Source organism: Pseudomonas sp. UBA5568, assembly GCF_002425525.1.
Lineage (GTDB): Bacteria > Pseudomonadota > Gammaproteobacteria > Pseudomonadales > Pseudomonadaceae > Aquipseudomonas > Aquipseudomonas fulva.
Map to the genome: position 1 here is coordinate 1 of NZ_DIMK01000020.1, position 15360 is coordinate 15360.

General features: G+C 62.6%; 14 protein-coding genes and 1 pseudogene. 8 read left to right on the forward strand and 7 right to left on the reverse strand.

Translation table 11 applies throughout. The annotated features are described in order from the left end of the window. Positions 1-640 precede the first annotated feature (640 nt). From hemA to murI, 5 genes are read left to right on the forward strand one after another with little or no spacing between them, the layout of a single operon-like run. A complete protein-coding gene (hemA, locus tag B2S33_RS05890; protein WP_128610168.1) occupies positions 641-1918 on the forward strand; it encodes a glutamyl-tRNA reductase in 1278 nt (425 codons plus the stop codon). Beyond that, the gene (gene prfA / locus B2S33_RS05895) at positions 1915-2997 is read left to right on the forward strand and encodes a peptide chain release factor 1 (RefSeq protein WP_027916624.1); all 1083 of its coding nucleotides are present in this window, start codon (positions 1915-1917) and stop codon (positions 2995-2997) included. The genes hemA and prfA overlap by 4 nt, the downstream gene beginning before the upstream one ends. Next, positions 2997-3827: a peptide chain release factor N(5)-glutamine methyltransferase gene (gene prmC / locus B2S33_RS05900; RefSeq protein ID WP_280077094.1), complete on the forward strand. Its 831-nt coding sequence runs from the start codon at positions 2997-2999 to the stop codon at positions 3825-3827. Before prfA ends, prmC begins: the two co-directional genes overlap by 1 nt. Further along, positions 3821-4576, forward strand: coding sequence for a molybdopterin-synthase adenylyltransferase MoeB (locus B2S33_RS05905; protein WP_059183640.1), 756 nt, complete (start codon positions 3821-3823; stop codon positions 4574-4576). Before prmC ends, B2S33_RS05905 begins: the two co-directional genes overlap by 7 nt. Further along, positions 4569-5366, forward strand: a complete 798-nt coding sequence (murI, locus tag B2S33_RS05910) for a glutamate racemase (protein ID WP_288650056.1) — start codon at positions 4569-4571, stop codon at positions 5364-5366. The genes B2S33_RS05905 and murI overlap by 8 nt, the downstream gene beginning before the upstream one ends. A gap of 43 nt (positions 5367-5409) precedes the next feature. Here murI and B2S33_RS05915 read toward each other — a convergent pair whose 3' ends face one another. From B2S33_RS05915 to B2S33_RS05935, 5 genes and pseudogenes are all read right to left on the reverse strand, one after another. Next, entirely contained in the window at positions 5410-6111 is a 702-nt protein-coding gene (locus tag B2S33_RS05915) for an SDR family NAD(P)-dependent oxidoreductase (protein ID WP_033695226.1), read from the reverse strand. Between the two features lie 21 nt (positions 6112-6132). Beyond that, positions 6133-7551 carry a deoxyribodipyrimidine photo-lyase gene (phrB, locus tag B2S33_RS05920; protein ID WP_049695440.1) on the reverse strand — a complete coding sequence of 473 codons (1419 nt, stop codon included), beginning with the start codon at positions 7549-7551 and terminating at the stop codon, positions 6133-6135. After that, positions 7542-8442: pseudogene (locus B2S33_RS05925) on the reverse strand (MerR family transcriptional regulator). The gene phrB and the pseudogene B2S33_RS05925 overlap by 10 nt, the downstream one beginning before the upstream one ends. Further along, the gene (locus B2S33_RS05930; protein ID WP_027916618.1) at positions 8432-9400 is read right to left on the reverse strand and encodes a YbgA family protein; all 969 of its coding nucleotides are present in this window, start codon (positions 9398-9400) and stop codon (positions 8432-8434) included. The pseudogene B2S33_RS05925 and the gene B2S33_RS05930 overlap by 11 nt, the downstream one beginning before the upstream one ends. Before the next feature lie 97 nt (positions 9401-9497). Further along, on the reverse strand, positions 9498-10484 hold the full coding sequence (locus B2S33_RS05935; RefSeq protein WP_027916617.1) for an NAD(P)/FAD-dependent oxidoreductase: 987 nt from the start codon (positions 10482-10484) through the stop codon (positions 9498-9500). Between the two features lie 187 nt (positions 10485-10671). Here B2S33_RS05935 and B2S33_RS05940 point away from each other — a divergent pair, with 187 nt between their 5' ends. Then, entirely contained in the window at positions 10672-11577 is a 906-nt protein-coding gene (locus B2S33_RS05940) for a TIGR01777 family oxidoreductase (RefSeq protein ID WP_280077097.1), read from the forward strand. A 13-nt stretch (positions 11578-11590) separates the two neighbouring features. Continuing rightward, positions 11591-12607, forward strand: coding sequence for a ferrochelatase (hemH, locus tag B2S33_RS05945; RefSeq protein ID WP_104926520.1), 1017 nt, complete (start codon positions 11591-11593; stop codon positions 12605-12607). Between the two features lie 55 nt (positions 12608-12662). Here hemH and B2S33_RS05950 read toward each other — a convergent pair whose 3' ends face one another. After that, complete coding sequence (locus B2S33_RS05950) at positions 12663-13937, reverse strand: uracil-xanthine permease family protein (RefSeq protein WP_023534705.1); 1275 nt, start codon at positions 13935-13937, stop codon at positions 12663-12665. Positions 13938-13939: 2 nt separating this feature from the next. Beyond that, entirely contained in the window at positions 13940-14578 is a 639-nt protein-coding gene (gene upp / locus B2S33_RS05955; RefSeq protein WP_027916614.1) for a uracil phosphoribosyltransferase, read from the reverse strand. Positions 14579-14741: 163 nt separating this feature from the next. Here upp and B2S33_RS05960 point away from each other — a divergent pair, with 163 nt between their 5' ends. Continuing rightward, positions 14742-15299 (forward strand): hypoxanthine-guanine phosphoribosyltransferase, encoded by a 558-nt coding sequence (locus B2S33_RS05960; protein WP_140175033.1) that lies wholly within the window; start codon positions 14742-14744, stop codon positions 15297-15299. Positions 15300-15360 lie beyond the last annotated feature (61 nt).

A 15360-nucleotide genomic window follows, 5' to 3' on the forward strand; every position in this document is an offset into this window, starting at 1 on the left:
TAGTCCATTTGCGATGGCGACGCTTAATCACCTTTTCGCCCTTACGGCGAGTTACTTTTTGTCAAACGCCACAAAAAGTAACCAAAAAAGGCTGCGCTCCGTTCATACGGCCCCTACGCTGCGCTTCGGGGTTCCCTCACTCCGGTCTTGCTCCCGGGAGGACCGCGCTGTAGGCCCCATCCTGGGGCCCAGCGCTTGACAGGCATCCATGCCTGTCACCTCCCTCCGCAAGACCTGCGTTCGGCCTTCTGAAGTCGCGAAGATCAAAAGCAAGATCAAGATCAAGATCAAAAGCAAGATTAAACGCTATGGAGTAAGGGGGAGTCAGTATTGAACTCAAGAGTCATGAGAGGTTGTGTTGGAAGCACGTACGCAGCGCAAGGCCCGATAGCGACCTTGAACGTGAAGAAGTTGTAGCTCGGTGCAAGTCAGGCGCGCGTACTGTCGCCTTGAGCACCCCATCAAGGGGCGGGTAATAGCTGAATAACTACAACCTTGGAGGCCAGCGCCGGAAGTCCACAGCGTATCGGCAAGATCACCTCGACCCCGCCACACTATCGCCTCGATAGCGAACGGTGGTTGTCCTGCAACCTGCGAAAGAGGACAATTATCGGCTTCCTGTCACAACCAGCGATCTTGCATGGCCTTTCTTGCACTTGGTATCAACCATAAGACTGCCTCGGTAGACGTACGCGAGCGCGTGGCGTTTACCCCGGAGCAGCTGGTGGACGCCCTGCAGCAGCTCTGCCGCCTCACCACCAGTCGCGAGGCAGCGATCCTGTCCACCTGCAACCGCAGCGAGCTCTACATCGAGCAGGACCAACTGTCGGCCGATGCCGTGCTCCAGTGGCTGGCCGACTATCACCGCCTCAGCCTCGACGAACTGCGTGCCAGCGCCTACGTGCATGAAGAACACGACGCCGTCCGGCACATGATGCGCGTCGCCTCCGGCCTCGACTCACTGGTGCTCGGCGAACCGCAGATCCTCGGCCAGATGAAATCCGCCTATGCCGTTGCCCGCGAGGCCGGCACCGTCGGGCCGCTGCTCGGGCGCCTGTTCCAGGCCACGTTCAGCGCCGCCAAACAGGTCCGTACCGACACCGCCATCGGCGAAAACCCCGTGTCGGTCGCTTTCGCGGCCGTCAGTCTGGCCAAACAGATCTTCAGCGACCTGGCCCGCAGTCAGGCACTGCTGATCGGCGCCGGCGAGACCATCACCCTGGTCGCTCGCCACCTGCACGAGCAGGGCGTACGCCGCATCGTGGTGGCCAACCGTACGCTCGAGCGCGCCAGCACCCTGGCCGAACAGTTCGGCGCACATGCCGTGCTGCTCGCCGATATCCCCCAGGAACTCGCCAACAGCGATATCGTCATCAGCTCCACCGCCAGCCAGTTGCCGATTCTGGGCAAGGGCGCCGTCGAAAGCGCCCTCAAGCAGCGCCGACACAAACCCATCTTCATGGTCGATATCGCCGTCCCGCGCGACATCGAGACCGAAGTGGGCGAGCTCGACGATGTGTACCTGTATACCGTCGACGACCTGCATGACGTGGTTGCCGAAAACCTCAAGAGCCGCCAAGGCGCCGCCCAGGCCGCCGAAGAACTGGTGGCGGTGGGGGCCGAGGATTTCATGGCGCGCCTGCGAGAGCTGGCCGCTGTCGATGTGCTCCGGGCGTACCGCCAGCAAAGCGAGCGGCTGCGTGATGAAGAACTGCAAAAGGCCCAGCGCTTGCTGGCCAATGGTGGCAACCCTGAAGACGTATTGGCCCAATTGGCGCGCGGCCTGACCAACAAGCTCCTGCATGCGCCCAGCGTGCAGCTGAAAAAGCTCTCGGCCGAGGGCCGCCTCGATGCGCTGGCCATGGCCCAGGAACTCTTTGCCCTCGACGAGGGCTCCACGGACAAATCCCTGCAATGAAAGCGTCGCTGCTCAATAAACTGGACATTCTCCAGGACCGCTTCGAAGAACTCACCGCCTTGCTCGGTGATGCCGAGGTCATTTCCGACCAGACACGTTTTCGCGCCTATTCCCGCGAATATGCCGAAGTCGAGCCGGTGCACACGGCCTATCAGCAATGGCGCAAGGTCCAGGATGATCTTGAAAGCGCCCAGGCGCTGCTCAAGGACAGCGACCCGGACATGCGTGAAATGGCCGTGGAGGAAGTGCGTGAGGCCAAGGACCAGTTGGTGGCGTTGGAGTCGCAACTGCAGCGCATGTTGCTGCCCAAGGACCCCAACGACGGGCGCAACGTGTTTCTCGAGATTCGCGCCGGAACGGGTGGCGACGAAGCGGCGATCTTTTCGGGCGATCTGTTTCGCATGTATTCGCGCTACGCGGAAAAGCGCGGCTGGCGGCTGGAGATCCTTTCCGAGAACGAAGGCGAGCACGGCGGGTACAAGGAAATCATCGCCCGCGTCGAGGGCGAGAACGTGTACGGCAAGCTCAAGTTCGAGTCCGGCGCGCACCGTGTACAGCGCGTCCCCGAAACCGAATCCCAGGGCCGCATCCACACCTCGGCCTGCACCGTGGCGGTTTTGCCGGAGCCGGATGAACAAGCGGCCATCGAGATCAACCCAGCCGACTTGCGCGTGGACACCTACCGCGCGTCCGGCGCGGGCGGTCAGCACGTGAACAAGACCGACTCGGCCATCCGCATCACGCACTTGCCCACAGGCATTGTCGTCGAATGCCAGGAAGAGCGTTCCCAGCACAAGAACCGTGCGCGCGCCTTGTCCTGGTTATCGGCGAAGTTGAACGACATGCAGACCAGCGCCGCTCAGAACGCCATCGCCAGTGAGCGCAAACTGCTGGTGGGCTCCGGGGATCGCTCCGAACGCATCCGCACCTACAATTATCCACAGGGTCGGGTCACGGACCATCGCATCAATCTGACCTTGTACTCGCTGGACGACGTGCTCGCCGGTGGGGTCGATGCGGTGATCGAGCCCCTGCTGGCCGAATACCAGGCCGACCAACTGGCTGCTCTGGGGGACTGATGACCATCATCGCCAGCCTGCTGCGCAACGCGCAGTTACCCGATTCGCCTACCGAGCGCCTGGATGCCGAGCTGCTGCTGGCGGCGGCGCTTGGCAAGTCACGCAGTTATTTGCACACATGGCCAGAGCGCATCGTCAGCAGCGAAGCTGCCCAGACCTACGCCGGCTACCTGCAGCGGCGCAGGGAAGGGGAGCCTGTGGCCTATATTCTGGGCCAGCAGGGCTTCTGGAAGATCGATCTGGAAGTGGCCCCGCATACGCTCATCCCGCGCCCGGACACCGAACTGCTGGTCGAGACGGCACTGGAGTTGCAGCCTGCGCTGCCGGCCAGGGTGCTCGACCTGGGGACGGGCACCGGTGCAATTGCCCTGGCCCTGGCCAGCGAGCGACCGGCGTGGCAGGTAACGGCGGTGGATCGCGTGCCCGAGGCCGCCGCGTTGGCCGAGCGCAATCGCCAGCGGCTTGGTCTGGCCAACGTCCGCATCCAGGTCAGCCACTGGCTTGAGGGGCTTGCCGACGAGCGCTTCGACCTGATCGTCAGTAACCCACCCTACATCGCGGCTTCAGACCCGCATCTGGTCGACGGTGACGTGCGCTTCGAGCCCAGCAGCGCGCTGGTAGCCGGGGTCGACGGTCTTGACGACCTGCGGGTCATCGCCGCCCAGGCGCCGAGCCACCTCACCCCTGGCGGTTGGCTTCTGCTCGAGCATGGTTACGACCAGGCTGATGCCGTACAGGCACTGCTGCGGGAAAACGCCTTTGTCGAGGTGGGCAGCCGCATCGACCTGGGCGGTCACCAGCGCATCACCGTGGGGCGCTTGCCATGCTGAGCGACCAGGAGCTGCTGCGCTACAGTCGGCAGGTATTGCTGTCCCAGATCGACATCGACGGCCAGCTGCGCCTCAAGCAGAGCAAGGCCCTGATCGTCGGACTCGGTGGCCTGGGCTCGCCTGTGGCGCTGTATCTGGCAGCTGCCGGCGTTGGCGAGCTGCACCTGGCGGATTTCGATACGGTCGACCTGACGAACCTGCAGCGCCAGGTCATCCATGACAGTGCCAGCGTGGGCATGAGCAAGGTCGACTCGGCCCTGCAACGTTTGCAGGCGATCAACCCGGAAATCGACCTGATCGCCCACCGCCAGGCGCTGGATGAAGATTCACTGGCCGCTGCCGTATCGGCAGTGGACCTGGTCCTGGACTGCTCGGATAACTTCGGTACACGTGAGGCGGTCAACGCGGCCTGCGTGGCAGCCGCGAAGCCCTTGGTCAGTGGCGCCGCAATACGCCTGGAAGGCCAGCTGTCGGTGTTCGACCCGCGCCGGGACTACAGCCCCTGCTATCACTGCCTGTATGGCCATGGCAGCGAGGCCGAGCTGACCTGCAGCGAGGCTGGCGTGATCGGCCCCTTGGTGGGTCTGGTGGGCAGCTTGCAGGCGCTGGAGGCCATGAAGCTGCTGGCCGGCTTTGGCGAACCCTTGGTAGGGCGACTGTTGCTGATCGACGCCTTGGGCACGCGCATCCGTGAGTTGCGGGTCAAACGCGACCCTGGCTGCGCGGTGTGTGGCAAGCGCGATGGCTGAGCGCGAGGGGCCGGTCGGGGTGATGGACTCCGGGGTGGGGGGGCTGTCAGTGCTTGCCGAGATTCATCAACGCTTGCCCAACGAAACGCTCCACTACCTCGCGGATTGTGGCCATGTGCCGTACGGGGAAAAGTCCCCGGACTACATTCGTGAACGCTGCCGCCACATCGCCGCCTTCTTTCATCAACAAGGCGCCAAGGCCATGGTACTGGCCTGCAACACGGCTACCGTGGCTGCGGTGGCTGATCTGCGCGAGCACTATCCTCACTGGCTGATCGTGGGCATGGAGCCGGCGGTCAAGCCTGCCGCAGCGGCCACCCGTTCAGGGATAGTCGGCGTGCTGGCCACGACCGGAACCTTGCAAAGTGCCAAGTTTGCCGCCTTGCTCGATCGCTTTGCCAGCAACGTGCAGGTGATCACCCAGCCTTGCCCCGGGCTTGTCGAACTGATCGAAACGGGAGACCTGAACAGCCCGGTTTTACGCACGTTGCTGGGCAGGTACGTTGAACCGCTTCTGGCGGCGGGCTGCGATACCTTGATACTGGGCTGCACGCATTATCCGTTCTTGAAACCCTTGCTGGCTGAAACGGTGCCCTCCCACGTGGCCGTCATCGATACGGGCGCAGCCGTGGCGCGCCAACTCGAACGCCTGCTCGCGGGTGCTGATCTGCTGGCACCCGGCCCGGCTCGGCCAACGCGGTTCTGGACCAGCGGCGATCCACGCGCGTTGATGGATATCCTTCCGGTGCTGTGGCATACCTCTCAAGACGTGGAACGTTTCACGTCCTGAGCACGCTGCACTGCATGACTGCACGGCGTGTTGAGCCTCGCAGCTAGTGCTGCGGCAGCGGCCAGAGATTCGACGGGTTCAGCGTCTCGAGCACCAGCTCAGGCTCACGTGCAGGCAAGCGCGCCAGAAGCTCCAGCGCCGCTGTGTCGGCGGTCCAGTCTTCAGGCACCGCGCTGGCAGCCGTCACAGGGTTTTTCAGGGATTGTGGCGCTACCACTGTCAGCGCTATGCCGTTGGCGAGCAACGATGAACGCTGCTCCCTCACCCACTGCACGGCGTTGTTCCAGCCGGCAGGAAACTGCGTCGGCGCGTAGAGCTGCGTGGCGGAGTAGCGGCTGAAAACCGCCATTATCTGGGGCGTATCGCCCTTGGCCAGCAAGGGCGTGGCGTACTCGAGGCAGTGCTGTGCCGCCTGAAGGTTGGTGGTGATCAGATGCTCGAACAACTCGCTGTCCGAGGTACCAGGAAGCACGTAATCACAGGTGGCGGCATTCAGGATCAAGCCATCCAATGAGCCCCAGGCGTCGCCGATCATGCGGCCTGCCTCGTCAGCATCGGGCTGCTGATGTAATTGGCCTGGAAGCCGCAGCAAGCGATCGCCATGGTGCAAGCACAAGCGATCGAGTTCCTCGCTTGCACCTGCACTGGCGGCGACCCGCTGCCCATTAGCTAAAAGATTGCGGACCAGTGCCAGGCCCAGCCCATCCGTTGCGCCCGTAACCCAAAAACTGCGTGAGCCACCCACGGCATTGCCCTCTATACACGACTAGCGGGGCAACTCCTTGAAAGCCTGGAGCGCCCGCTGTCGACTACTGTGAAGATCGACGATAGGAGTGGGATAGAGATTAGCATCAATCAAGCCGTGGCATTTTCCGGGGTCGTGGATATTTTTGTCGTCAATGCCCTGCAATTCAGGTACCCACTGACGGATAAAGCGGGCCTTGGGGTCAAAACGTTGGGACTGCGACACGGGGTTGAAGATCCTGAAGTAGGGGACCGAGTCGGTGCCGGTGGATGCGCTCCACTGCCAGCCGCCGTTGTTGGCCGCCAGATCGCCGTCGATCAGATGGCGCATGAAGTGACGTTCCCCCAGCCGCCAGTCGATCAACAGGTTCTTGCTCAGGAACATGGCGGTCAGCATGCGTAGCCGGTTGTGCATCCAGCCGGTGGCCAGCATCTGGCGCATGGCCGCATCGATGATCGGGAAGCCGGTTCGGCCCTGCTGCCAGGCTTCGAATTCCTTGGGTGCTTTACGCCACGGCAACGCCTCGGTGTGCGCACGGAAGGCACGATGCCGAGACACCTGGGGATAGCCCGTCAAGATGTGCTTGTAGAATTCGCGCCAGAGCAGCTCGTTGATCCAGGTCTGGACGCCGCTGCTGCCGCTGTCGAACTCGCCTCGGTTGTGGGCCAGCGCGGCATGCAGGCATTGGCGGGGTGAGATGACCCCCGCTGCAAGGTAGGCTGACAGCTGACTGGTGCCCTCGCGAGCAGGAAGATCACGCAACGTCTCGTAATCGTCGATGACCTCGTCGGTGAATCGGGCAAGCCTTGCCTGAGCCTCCTGCTCGCCAGCAGGCCAATGCTTGCGCAGCGCGTCTGCGGGCTTTTCGAAGGGGTCGACATGGTGCGCAATCGGGTCGCTCTTGATTGATGTCGGGGCTTGACGTTTAACCGGTGAGGCCATTGAGGGCAGGCTGCGGTGCAAGTGTTCCAGGCAGTTTTTCTTGAATTGGCCGAACACCTGGAAGTAGCCGCCACTGCGGGTCAGCACCGTTCCGGGCCGGAACAGGAGCTGGTCGAGGTGGCTGTGAACCTGAACCTCGGAGGCTTCGAGCAATTGGCGCGTGGCCGTGTCGCGGCGGGCCTCGTTGATGCCGTATTCCTCGTTCCAGTGAACGCTCTGGACATGATGCTTCCGGCAGACGTCGAGCACAGCCTGAGGCGCATCATCCCAGGTGTCTATCGTGCGTATGAGCAATGGGATGTTGAGCGCATCAAGCGACTGGCGCACCTCGCGCAGGTTGCGTAGCCAGAAATCCACTTTGCAGGCCGCATCGTCATGGGCCTGCCATTGACCAGGGCTGATAAGCCACAGGGCCAGGGTTGGGCCACGTTCACTGGCGGCGCTCAGCGCGGTGTTGTCGGTAACGCGTAGGTCACTGCGAAGCCAGGTCAAATGCATGAAATCGGAATCTCTCCAGGCTGGCAGTCACAGGCCTTGCAGTAACTGCAAGGCCGCTTGAGGGGTATCGAAGGTGTGCAGGTGAGGCAGGTCGAGCGAGCCCAGTTGAGCCTGATGCAGCGCCAGCAAGGCTCCCCCGGCAAGGGTGGGCAGCTGCAGGTTCTGGAGCGTGCGCTGCAACGCGCGGGTGTCGATGCGCGGGCCGAGGTTCAGGAGCACCGCGCGCGGCTTCAAGGCCGCAGCTGCACTCTGCAACTGCGCACCGGCCACGGCTTGCTCGAGGATTTCCACCGCAAAGCCATTGCTGGTGAACAGCCATGCGCAGAGCCACAGGCCAGGGTCGAAGCCTCGGTCACTGTCTTCGGCAAGCAGAACCGGTGGGCCCTGTAGCAGCTGATTGTCGTGATACACCCGCGCGCCCAGTTTGCTGCGCAACCACGTATGGAAGAACACCTGCTCAAGCCGGGCGTTGAAGTAATTGCGCCAGCGCAGTTCCAGCAGGTCCAGCAAAGGCAGCAGCAACTGCTCGCATAACGTGACGGCAGGGTAGAGCGCCATGGCCTGGTTCAACTGATGATCCAGCGCCCGTTGCGACAAGTTGGCGATGGCTTCGAGCATCTGGAACTGACGGGTTTGCCAATCCCCGGTGGGTGGGGTGCTGAGTGGCTTGTCCAGCAAATCCCCCACCTGGCTGACCGATGCACCACGCTGCAACCAGGCCAGGATCGCTTCCACTCTCTCGACCTGTTCGACCGGGTACAGTCGATGCCCCTTGGGTGTGCGCTGTGGCTTGAGCAGCCCGTAGCGCCGCTCCCATGCGCGCAGGGTGACCGGGTTGACGCCCGTGCGCCGGGCCAGCTCACCAATTGGTAGAAGAATCTCAGACCGCATTACGTAGTCCCAGGCGTTCAGGATGAGGCTGCAAGTAGGCTTGTTGCAGCAGGTAGGGGTCAGGGTGGTTGCGCAGATGATGCTTGAGCAGGGTCAGCGGTACGATCAAAGGCACGACCCCTTGCTGGTACTGTCCGATCAACGTCTGCAGCTCGGCTTTGTCGGCAGGGGTCAGGGCGTTTTTGAAGTAGCCGCTCAGATGCTGCAACACATTGCCGTGTGTGCCACGGCTGGCACAGCGGCGCAAAGCCTGCATCAGCTCCGAGAAATAGCGCGGGGCGACAACGGCCGTATCGTCGTCCTTGCTCATGCTGCCGAGCATGCGCCCCAAGGTGCGATAAGCCTGCGGGTTGTTCGCCATCAGCAGGTACTTGTAGCGGGAGTGGAAAGCCAGCAGCGCATGGCGACTCAAGCCTTGCTCAAGCAGATGTTGCCAATCGGCGTACGCGTACACGCGGCTGATGAAGTTCTCGCGCAGCACAGGGTCGTGCAGGCGGCCTTCCTCTTCGACCGGCAGGTCTGGCCTTAGCTCGCAAAAAGCCTGCGCATAGGCGCCGCGACCGCGGTTGATGGCCGGGTGACCATTGTCCTGGTAGACCTTGACACGCTCAAGACCGCACGAGGGCGACTTCTGCATGAAGATGTAGCCGCAAACATCATCAAGTTCGGCGGCCATCTGTTTACCGTAATCACGCAGCGGACCCGTATAGTCCAGGTCAGGGTTGCGCGTGCCCACGACTTCAGGATGTTCAGGGTCGCCCACCAGCCGGATTGGATCGCGCGGTACACCCAGGCCAATGGCCATTTCTGGGCACACCGTCGTCCATTCGAAATGTTCTTCCAGTTGGGTGCGGCACAGGTCCGAGGACTTGTGCCCACCGTTGTAACGCACGTTATGCCCGGTCAGGCAGGCACTGATAGCGATGCGCGGCTTGTGGTGAACTGCAGGGTCGTGCATAGCTGCCTCCGTATACCTGTACAACTTATCAGTCATGTACAGGAATATTCCAGCACATAGTGGGTCCGGTGCGAACCCTTAAGGTGTAGATAGCCGATCAGTCCAAGTGTTCAAGTAAACGGCGCGCGGCCTCTTGTCCACTCAACCAGGCACCTTCCACCCGTCCGGACAGGCACCAGTCCCCACAGGCATATAACCCTTGGTCGGCATCGGCCAGGGCGCCGAATTCGTGATGGCTGCCGGGGCGGGCGTACAACCAGCGGTGGGCCAGGGCAAACGCGGGCTCAGGCACGGCGCAACCGACCAGTTCGGCGAACTCGCCGCGCAGGTGCTCGACGACATCGTCCTTGGACAGGTCGATGTGTTGTCGGCTCCAGTTGGAAGTGGCGTGCAGTACCCACGTGTCCAGCGTCTCGTCGCGCCCCGGCTTGCTGCGGTTGCGTGCCAGCCAGTCAAGGGGGCTTTCCTGGACGAAGCAGCCTTGCATGGGCGTATCCAGAGGGGCCTTAAAGCCCAGCGCCACCGCCCACGTCGGCTCCATCTGCACCCCGGCGGCCACGGCTGCGAGCTTTGGCGTGGCTGCCAGTAGGGGCGTTGCCTGTGGCGCCGGTACGGCAACCACCACACGGCGGAATGGACCATGGCTGCAGCCCTCGGTGTCCTGCAGGTGCCAGTAGTCCTTGCCGCGAAAGACCTCGGTAATACGGCAGGCGAAGCTAACGGTCATGTCCTTGAGCAGGCCGCGGGTGATGGCGCTCATGCGTGGCACGCCCACCCAGCGGGTCTGTTCATCGGGGGAGGGGGTGAGTGACCCGTCGCGGTAGTTGTACAGCTGTGGTTTCCACTGCGCCGCCCAGCCGGCGGCTACCCAGTGCTGCAGTTCTTCGACGAAGCGGCGGTCACGGGCGGTGAAATACTGCGCCCCCAAGTCCAGTGCACCGGCTTCGCTGCGTTTGCTGGCCATGCGCCCGCCGCTGCCATGGCCCTTGTCGAAAAGGTGCACGGTCTGCCCGGCGCTCTGCAGTGCCTGGGCGGCTGACAGGCCGGCAATGCCAGCCCCGATGATGGCAATAGGTATGGTCATGATGGCCTCTTAAAACCTTGCTATGCGCAGATTACGCTGTCAGGCAAACCTGTACAATCATAAAAATATGTATAAGTATATTCCGCAAGTAACGATTGGTTGGCCTATGTTTATCGGAGAGCATGGGCGCTAGAAAGTGCCTTGATGTTAAAAATAGACCACTGCCTTATTCCATGAGGACACTGCCATGCACATCCTGCTGACAGGCGGCACCGGATTGATAGGCCGGCACTTGTGCCGTCACTGGCTTGCTCAAGGGCATCGGCTCACCGTGTGGAGTCGACGTCCCGAGGCGGTGGCGACGCTTTGCGGCGACGGTGTCAGAGGCATTGCCGAGCTCAATGAACTGGAAGCGGCCGACCCCATTGATGCCGTGGTGAATCTGGCCGGTGCGCCGATTGCCGATCGACCCTGGACGGCCTCTCGGCGCAACCTGCTGTGGTCAAGCCGCATCGCCCTTACGGAGCAATTGCTGGCATGGCTGGGCAGGCGTGAGCAGCGTCCGGGCGTGCTGATCTCAGGTTCGGCCGTGGGATGGTACGGTGACGGCGGCGAACGTGAGTTGACCGAAGACGCCCCGCCGGTGGTCGAAGACTTCGCCAGCCAACTGTGCATCGCCTGGGAGGAAACGGCGTGCCGTGCACAAGCGCAGGGCATTCGGGTGGTGCTGGTGCGTACAGGGCTGGTGCTGGCCAGCGACGGCGGCTTCCTGTCTCGCCTGCGCTTGCCCTTCAAGTTGGGATTAGGTGGGCCGATAGGCAACGGTCGGCAGTGGATGCCCTGGATCCACATAGACGACCAGATCGCCCTGATTGATTTTCTCTTGCAGCGCACCGACGCCAGCGGCCCTTACAATGCCTGTGCACCTGAGCCTGTGCGTAACCGTGAATTTGCCAAGCAGCTGGGCAGGGCGCTGCACCGACCTGCCGTGATACCCCTGCCTGGGTTGCTGCTGAAAGCTGGCCTGGGCGAGATGTCGAACCTGCTGCTCGGTGGCCAGCGCGCCTACCCCGCGCGGTTGCTGGCAGCCGGGTTCACGTTCCGCTTCAACGATCTGCAATCGGCGCTGGGCAATTTGTCCAGCCGCCTCTGACATAGGATGCTGCATGACCGATCACGCTTTGCTGCTGGTCAACCTGGGTTCACCGGCCTCCACGTCGGTAGCCGATGTTCGCCGCTACCTCAATCAGTTTCTCATGGACCCCTATGTGGTCGACTTGCCCTGGCCCATCCGGCGCCTGTTGGTGTCGTTGATACTGATCAAGCGTCCCGAGCAGTCCGCCCACGCCTATGCCTCGATCTGGTGGGACGAGGGCTCGCCGCTGGTGGTGCTTACCCGTCGCCTGCAAGCGGCCATGGTCGATCACTGGCCCCACGGGCCGGTGGAAATCGCCATGCGCTACGGTGAGCCAGCCTTGCCCCAGGTACTGGAGCGGCTGGCGGCGCAGGGTATACGCAAGGTCACCCTGGCGCCCCTGTACCCACAATTTGCCGACAGCACAGTAACGACCGTCGTGGAGCTCGCCCGGCAGACCATCACCGAGCAGCAACTGCCGCTGCAGATGCGCGTGCTGCAACCGTTCTACGATGATCCAGACTACATTGACGCATTGGTCGCCAGTGCCCGGCCCTATTTGGAGCAGGACTATGACCACCTGCTGCTCAGCTTCCATGGCTTGCCCGAACGCCATTTGAAGAAACTCTTCCCCAGCGGTACGAAGCATGACCTGCGAGCGCCCGAGTGCTGCGAAGGTGCCAGCGCCCAAGTGCGTGCCGTGTGTTACCGCGGGCAGTGCCTGGCTACGGCCAGGGCGTTCGCGACGAAGCTGGGCATACCAGCGGGCAAGTGGTCGGTCTCCTTCCAGTCGCGGCTGGGCCGGGACAAGTGGATCGAACCCTATACCGAAGCGCGGCTGGACGAACTCGCCCAGGCCGGGGTGAAGAAGTTGCTGGTGATGTGCCCGGCCTTCGTGGCCGACTGCATCGAGACGCTCGAGGAAATCGGCATGCGCGGCAGCGAGCAATTCGTCGAAGCCGGTGGTCAGGAGCTGGTGCTGGTGCCCTGCATGAACGAACACCCGGAATGGGTGAGGGTGCTGGCCAAGCTCTGCGAAAACGCTTGATGGCCCGCCTGGTCTGGCCCCGTCGAGGACGGCGCCAGACCAGGCGACTCAGGCGTCAAGGCAACTGATCATCCTGCTGCTTGTGCTTCCAGGCATCGTTGCCTGGCAGGATGAGGTTGAGCGCGATCGCCACGATGGCGCACAACGCGATGCCCTTCAGGCCCCAGTCGTCGGGACCGTCACCGCTGCCGACCAGCACGCCGCCGATACCGAATACCAGGGTCACCGACACGATCACCAGGTTCCGCGCTTCGGCGAGGTCGACCTTGTGGCGGATCATGGTATTGAGCCCGACGGCTGCGATCGAGCCGAACAGCAGACAGAGGATGCCACCCATCACAGGCACCGGAATGCTCTGCAGCAGGGCGCCGAACTTGCCGATGAAGGCCAGGGTGATGGCGAACACCGCAGCCCAGGTCATGATCTTCGGGTTGTAGTTCTTGGTCAGCATCACCGCGCCGGTCACCTCGGCGTAGGTGGTGTTGGGCGGTCCGCCGAACAGGCCGGCTGCCGTCGTGGCGATGCCGTCACCCAGCAGCGTGCGGTGCAGGCCCGGTGTCTTCAGGTAGTCCCGTCCCGTCACGCTGCCCACCGCGATGACCCCGCCGATATGCTCGATGGCCGGCGCCAAGGCCACGGGCACGATGAACAGGATGGCCTGCCAGTTGAAGGCAGGGGCGGTGAAGTTGGGCAATTCCAGCCAGGGCGCCGCTGCAATCTTCGCCGTGTCGACCACCCCGAAAGCGAACGACAGGGCAAAACCCACCAGCACGCCGGCGATGATCGGCACCAGGCGGAAGATGCCTTTGCCGAACACGGCCACGATCAGCGTCGTCAGCAGGGCCGGCATGGAAATCAGCATGGCGGTGCTGTAGGGCAGCAGCACGCTACCATCGCCAGCCTTGCCCATCGCCATGTTGGCCGCGATCGGTGCCATGGCCAGGCCGATGGAGATGATCACCGGGCCGATCACCACCGGGGGCAGCATACGGTCGATGAAGCCTGTGCCCTTGATCTTCACCATCAGGCCCATGAAGGTGTAGACGAACCCGGCGGCCATGACGCCACCCATGGTTTCTGCCAGACCGAACTGGCCCTTGGCGAGAATGATCGGGGTGATGAAGGCAAAGCTCGATGCCAGGAAGACCGGCACCTGACGCCCGGTCACCAGCTGAAACAGCAAGGTGCCAAGGCCTGCGGTGAACAGCGCGACGTTAGGGTCCAGGCCGGTAATCAAGGGCATCAGCACCAGCGCGCCAAATGCCACGAAGAGCATCTGCGCGCCTGAAACGACCTGACGCCAGAGCGGGTCGTTGTAGCCGTCCTGCATGGTCAGGCGTCCTTTTGCTTGGTGCCGAAGATCTTGTCGCCGGCATCACCCAGGCCTGGGACGATGTAGCCATGTTCGTTCAGGCGCTGGTCGATGGAGGCCGTGTAGATCTGCACATCCGGGTGGGCCTTGTGTACCACGTCAATGCCCTCTGGGGCAGCAACCAGGACCATGGCGCGGATTTCCCGGCAACCGGCCTTTTTCAGCAGGTCGATGGTGGCGACCATCGAGGCGCCGGTGGCCAGCATCGGATCGATGATCAGTGCCAGGCGCTGATTGATGTCCGGCGCGAGCTTTTCCAGGTAAGTGTGGGCCTCAAGCGTCTCTTCGTTGCGGGCCACGCCCACCGCGCTGACCTTGGCACCCGGCACCAGGCTGAGCACGCCGTCGAGCATGCCGATGCCTGCGCGCAGGATTGGCACGACCGTGATCTTCTTGCCGGCGATCTTTTCCACGGCAACCTTGCCGCACCAGCCGTCGATTTCGTAGGTTTCCAGTGGCAGGTCCTGGGTGGCCTCATACGTCAACAGGGCGCCGACTTCCTGGGCAAGTTCGCGAAAATTCTTGGTGCTGATATCAGCACGGCGCATCAGGCCGAGCTTGTGGCGGATCAGCGGATGGCGGATCTCACGAGTGGGCATAGGGGGGGCTCCGAAAGGCGGGCAAAAAAACCGCGCTAGATTAATCTATTCAGCCTGTGCTGTCGTCTGATCATTTTGCACGTTAGTCCATAAACGCTTGATCTGTGACGAGCGGATGCGTACCTTTGCCCGCTTTTCCAAAATGCACCTCCTGGAGAGCGCCATGTCCGCCGATCTCGAGCATATCCGTCAAGTCATGCGTGAAGCAGACTGCCTGTACACCGAAGCCGAAGTCGAAGCGGCCATCGCCAAGGTCGGCGAGCAGATCTGCCAAGAACTGCACGACAAGAACCCCGTGGTGTTCTGCGTGATGAACGGCGGCCTGATCTTTGCTGGCAAGCTGTTGACCCACCTGCAGTTCCCGCTGGAAGCCTCGTACCTGCACGCCACCCGTTACCGCAACCAGACCAGTGGCGGCGAGCTGTTCTGGAAGGCCAAGCCGGAAGTCTCGTTCATCGACCGCGATGTGCTGATCGTCGATGACATTCTCGACGAGGGCCACACCCTCAGCGCTATCATCGACTTCTGCAAGCATGCCGGCGCCCGCGCCGTGCACACGGCCGTGCTGATCGACAAGGACCACGACCGCAAGGCCAGCCCGGACCTCAAGGCCAACTACGTGGGCTTGCCGTGCGTCGATCGTTACATCTTCGGTTATGGCATGGACTACAAGGGCTACTGGCGCAACGCCAACGGCATCTTCGCCGTCAAAGGGCTCTGAGCGCAGCCTGCCTGCCGCCCGCGTGCAGCATGCTAGAGTGCTCCTTCAAGCCAAGGAGCCT

Excerpts from the sequence above, each read along its gene's own strand:
- B2S33_RS05905 (WP_059183640.1), top strand. The coding sequence starts at position 3,821 with ATGCTGAGCGACCAGGAGCTGCTGCGCTACAGTCGGCAGGTATTGCTG.
- B2S33_RS05935 (WP_027916617.1), bottom strand. The coding sequence starts at position 10,484 with ATGACCATACCTATTGCCATCATCGGGGCTGGCATTGCCGGCCTGTCA.
- B2S33_RS05960 (WP_140175033.1), top strand. The coding sequence starts at position 14,742 with ATGTCCGCCGATCTCGAGCATATCCGTCAAGTCATGCGTGAAGCAGAC.
- prfA (WP_027916624.1), top strand. The coding sequence starts at position 1,915 with ATGAAAGCGTCGCTGCTCAATAAACTGGACATTCTCCAGGACCGCTTC.
- hemA (WP_128610168.1), top strand. The coding sequence starts at position 641 with ATGGCCTTTCTTGCACTTGGTATCAACCATAAGACTGCCTCGGTAGAC.
- B2S33_RS05930 (WP_027916618.1), bottom strand. The coding sequence starts at position 9,400 with ATGCACGACCCTGCAGTTCACCACAAGCCGCGCATCGCTATCAGTGCC.
- murI (WP_288650056.1), top strand. The coding sequence starts at position 4,569 with ATGGCTGAGCGCGAGGGGCCGGTCGGGGTGATGGACTCCGGGGTGGGG.
- upp (WP_027916614.1), bottom strand. The coding sequence starts at position 14,578 with ATGCCCACTCGTGAGATCCGCCATCCGCTGATCCGCCACAAGCTCGGC.
- hemH (WP_104926520.1), top strand. The coding sequence starts at position 11,591 with ATGACCGATCACGCTTTGCTGCTGGTCAACCTGGGTTCACCGGCCTCC.
- B2S33_RS05950 (WP_023534705.1), bottom strand. The coding sequence starts at position 13,937 with ATGCAGGACGGCTACAACGACCCGCTCTGGCGTCAGGTCGTTTCAGGC.
- prmC (WP_280077094.1), top strand. The coding sequence starts at position 2,997 with ATGACCATCATCGCCAGCCTGCTGCGCAACGCGCAGTTACCCGATTCG.
- phrB (WP_049695440.1), bottom strand. The coding sequence starts at position 7,551 with ATGCATTTGACCTGGCTTCGCAGTGACCTACGCGTTACCGACAACACC.
- B2S33_RS05940 (WP_280077097.1), top strand. The coding sequence starts at position 10,672 with ATGCACATCCTGCTGACAGGCGGCACCGGATTGATAGGCCGGCACTTG.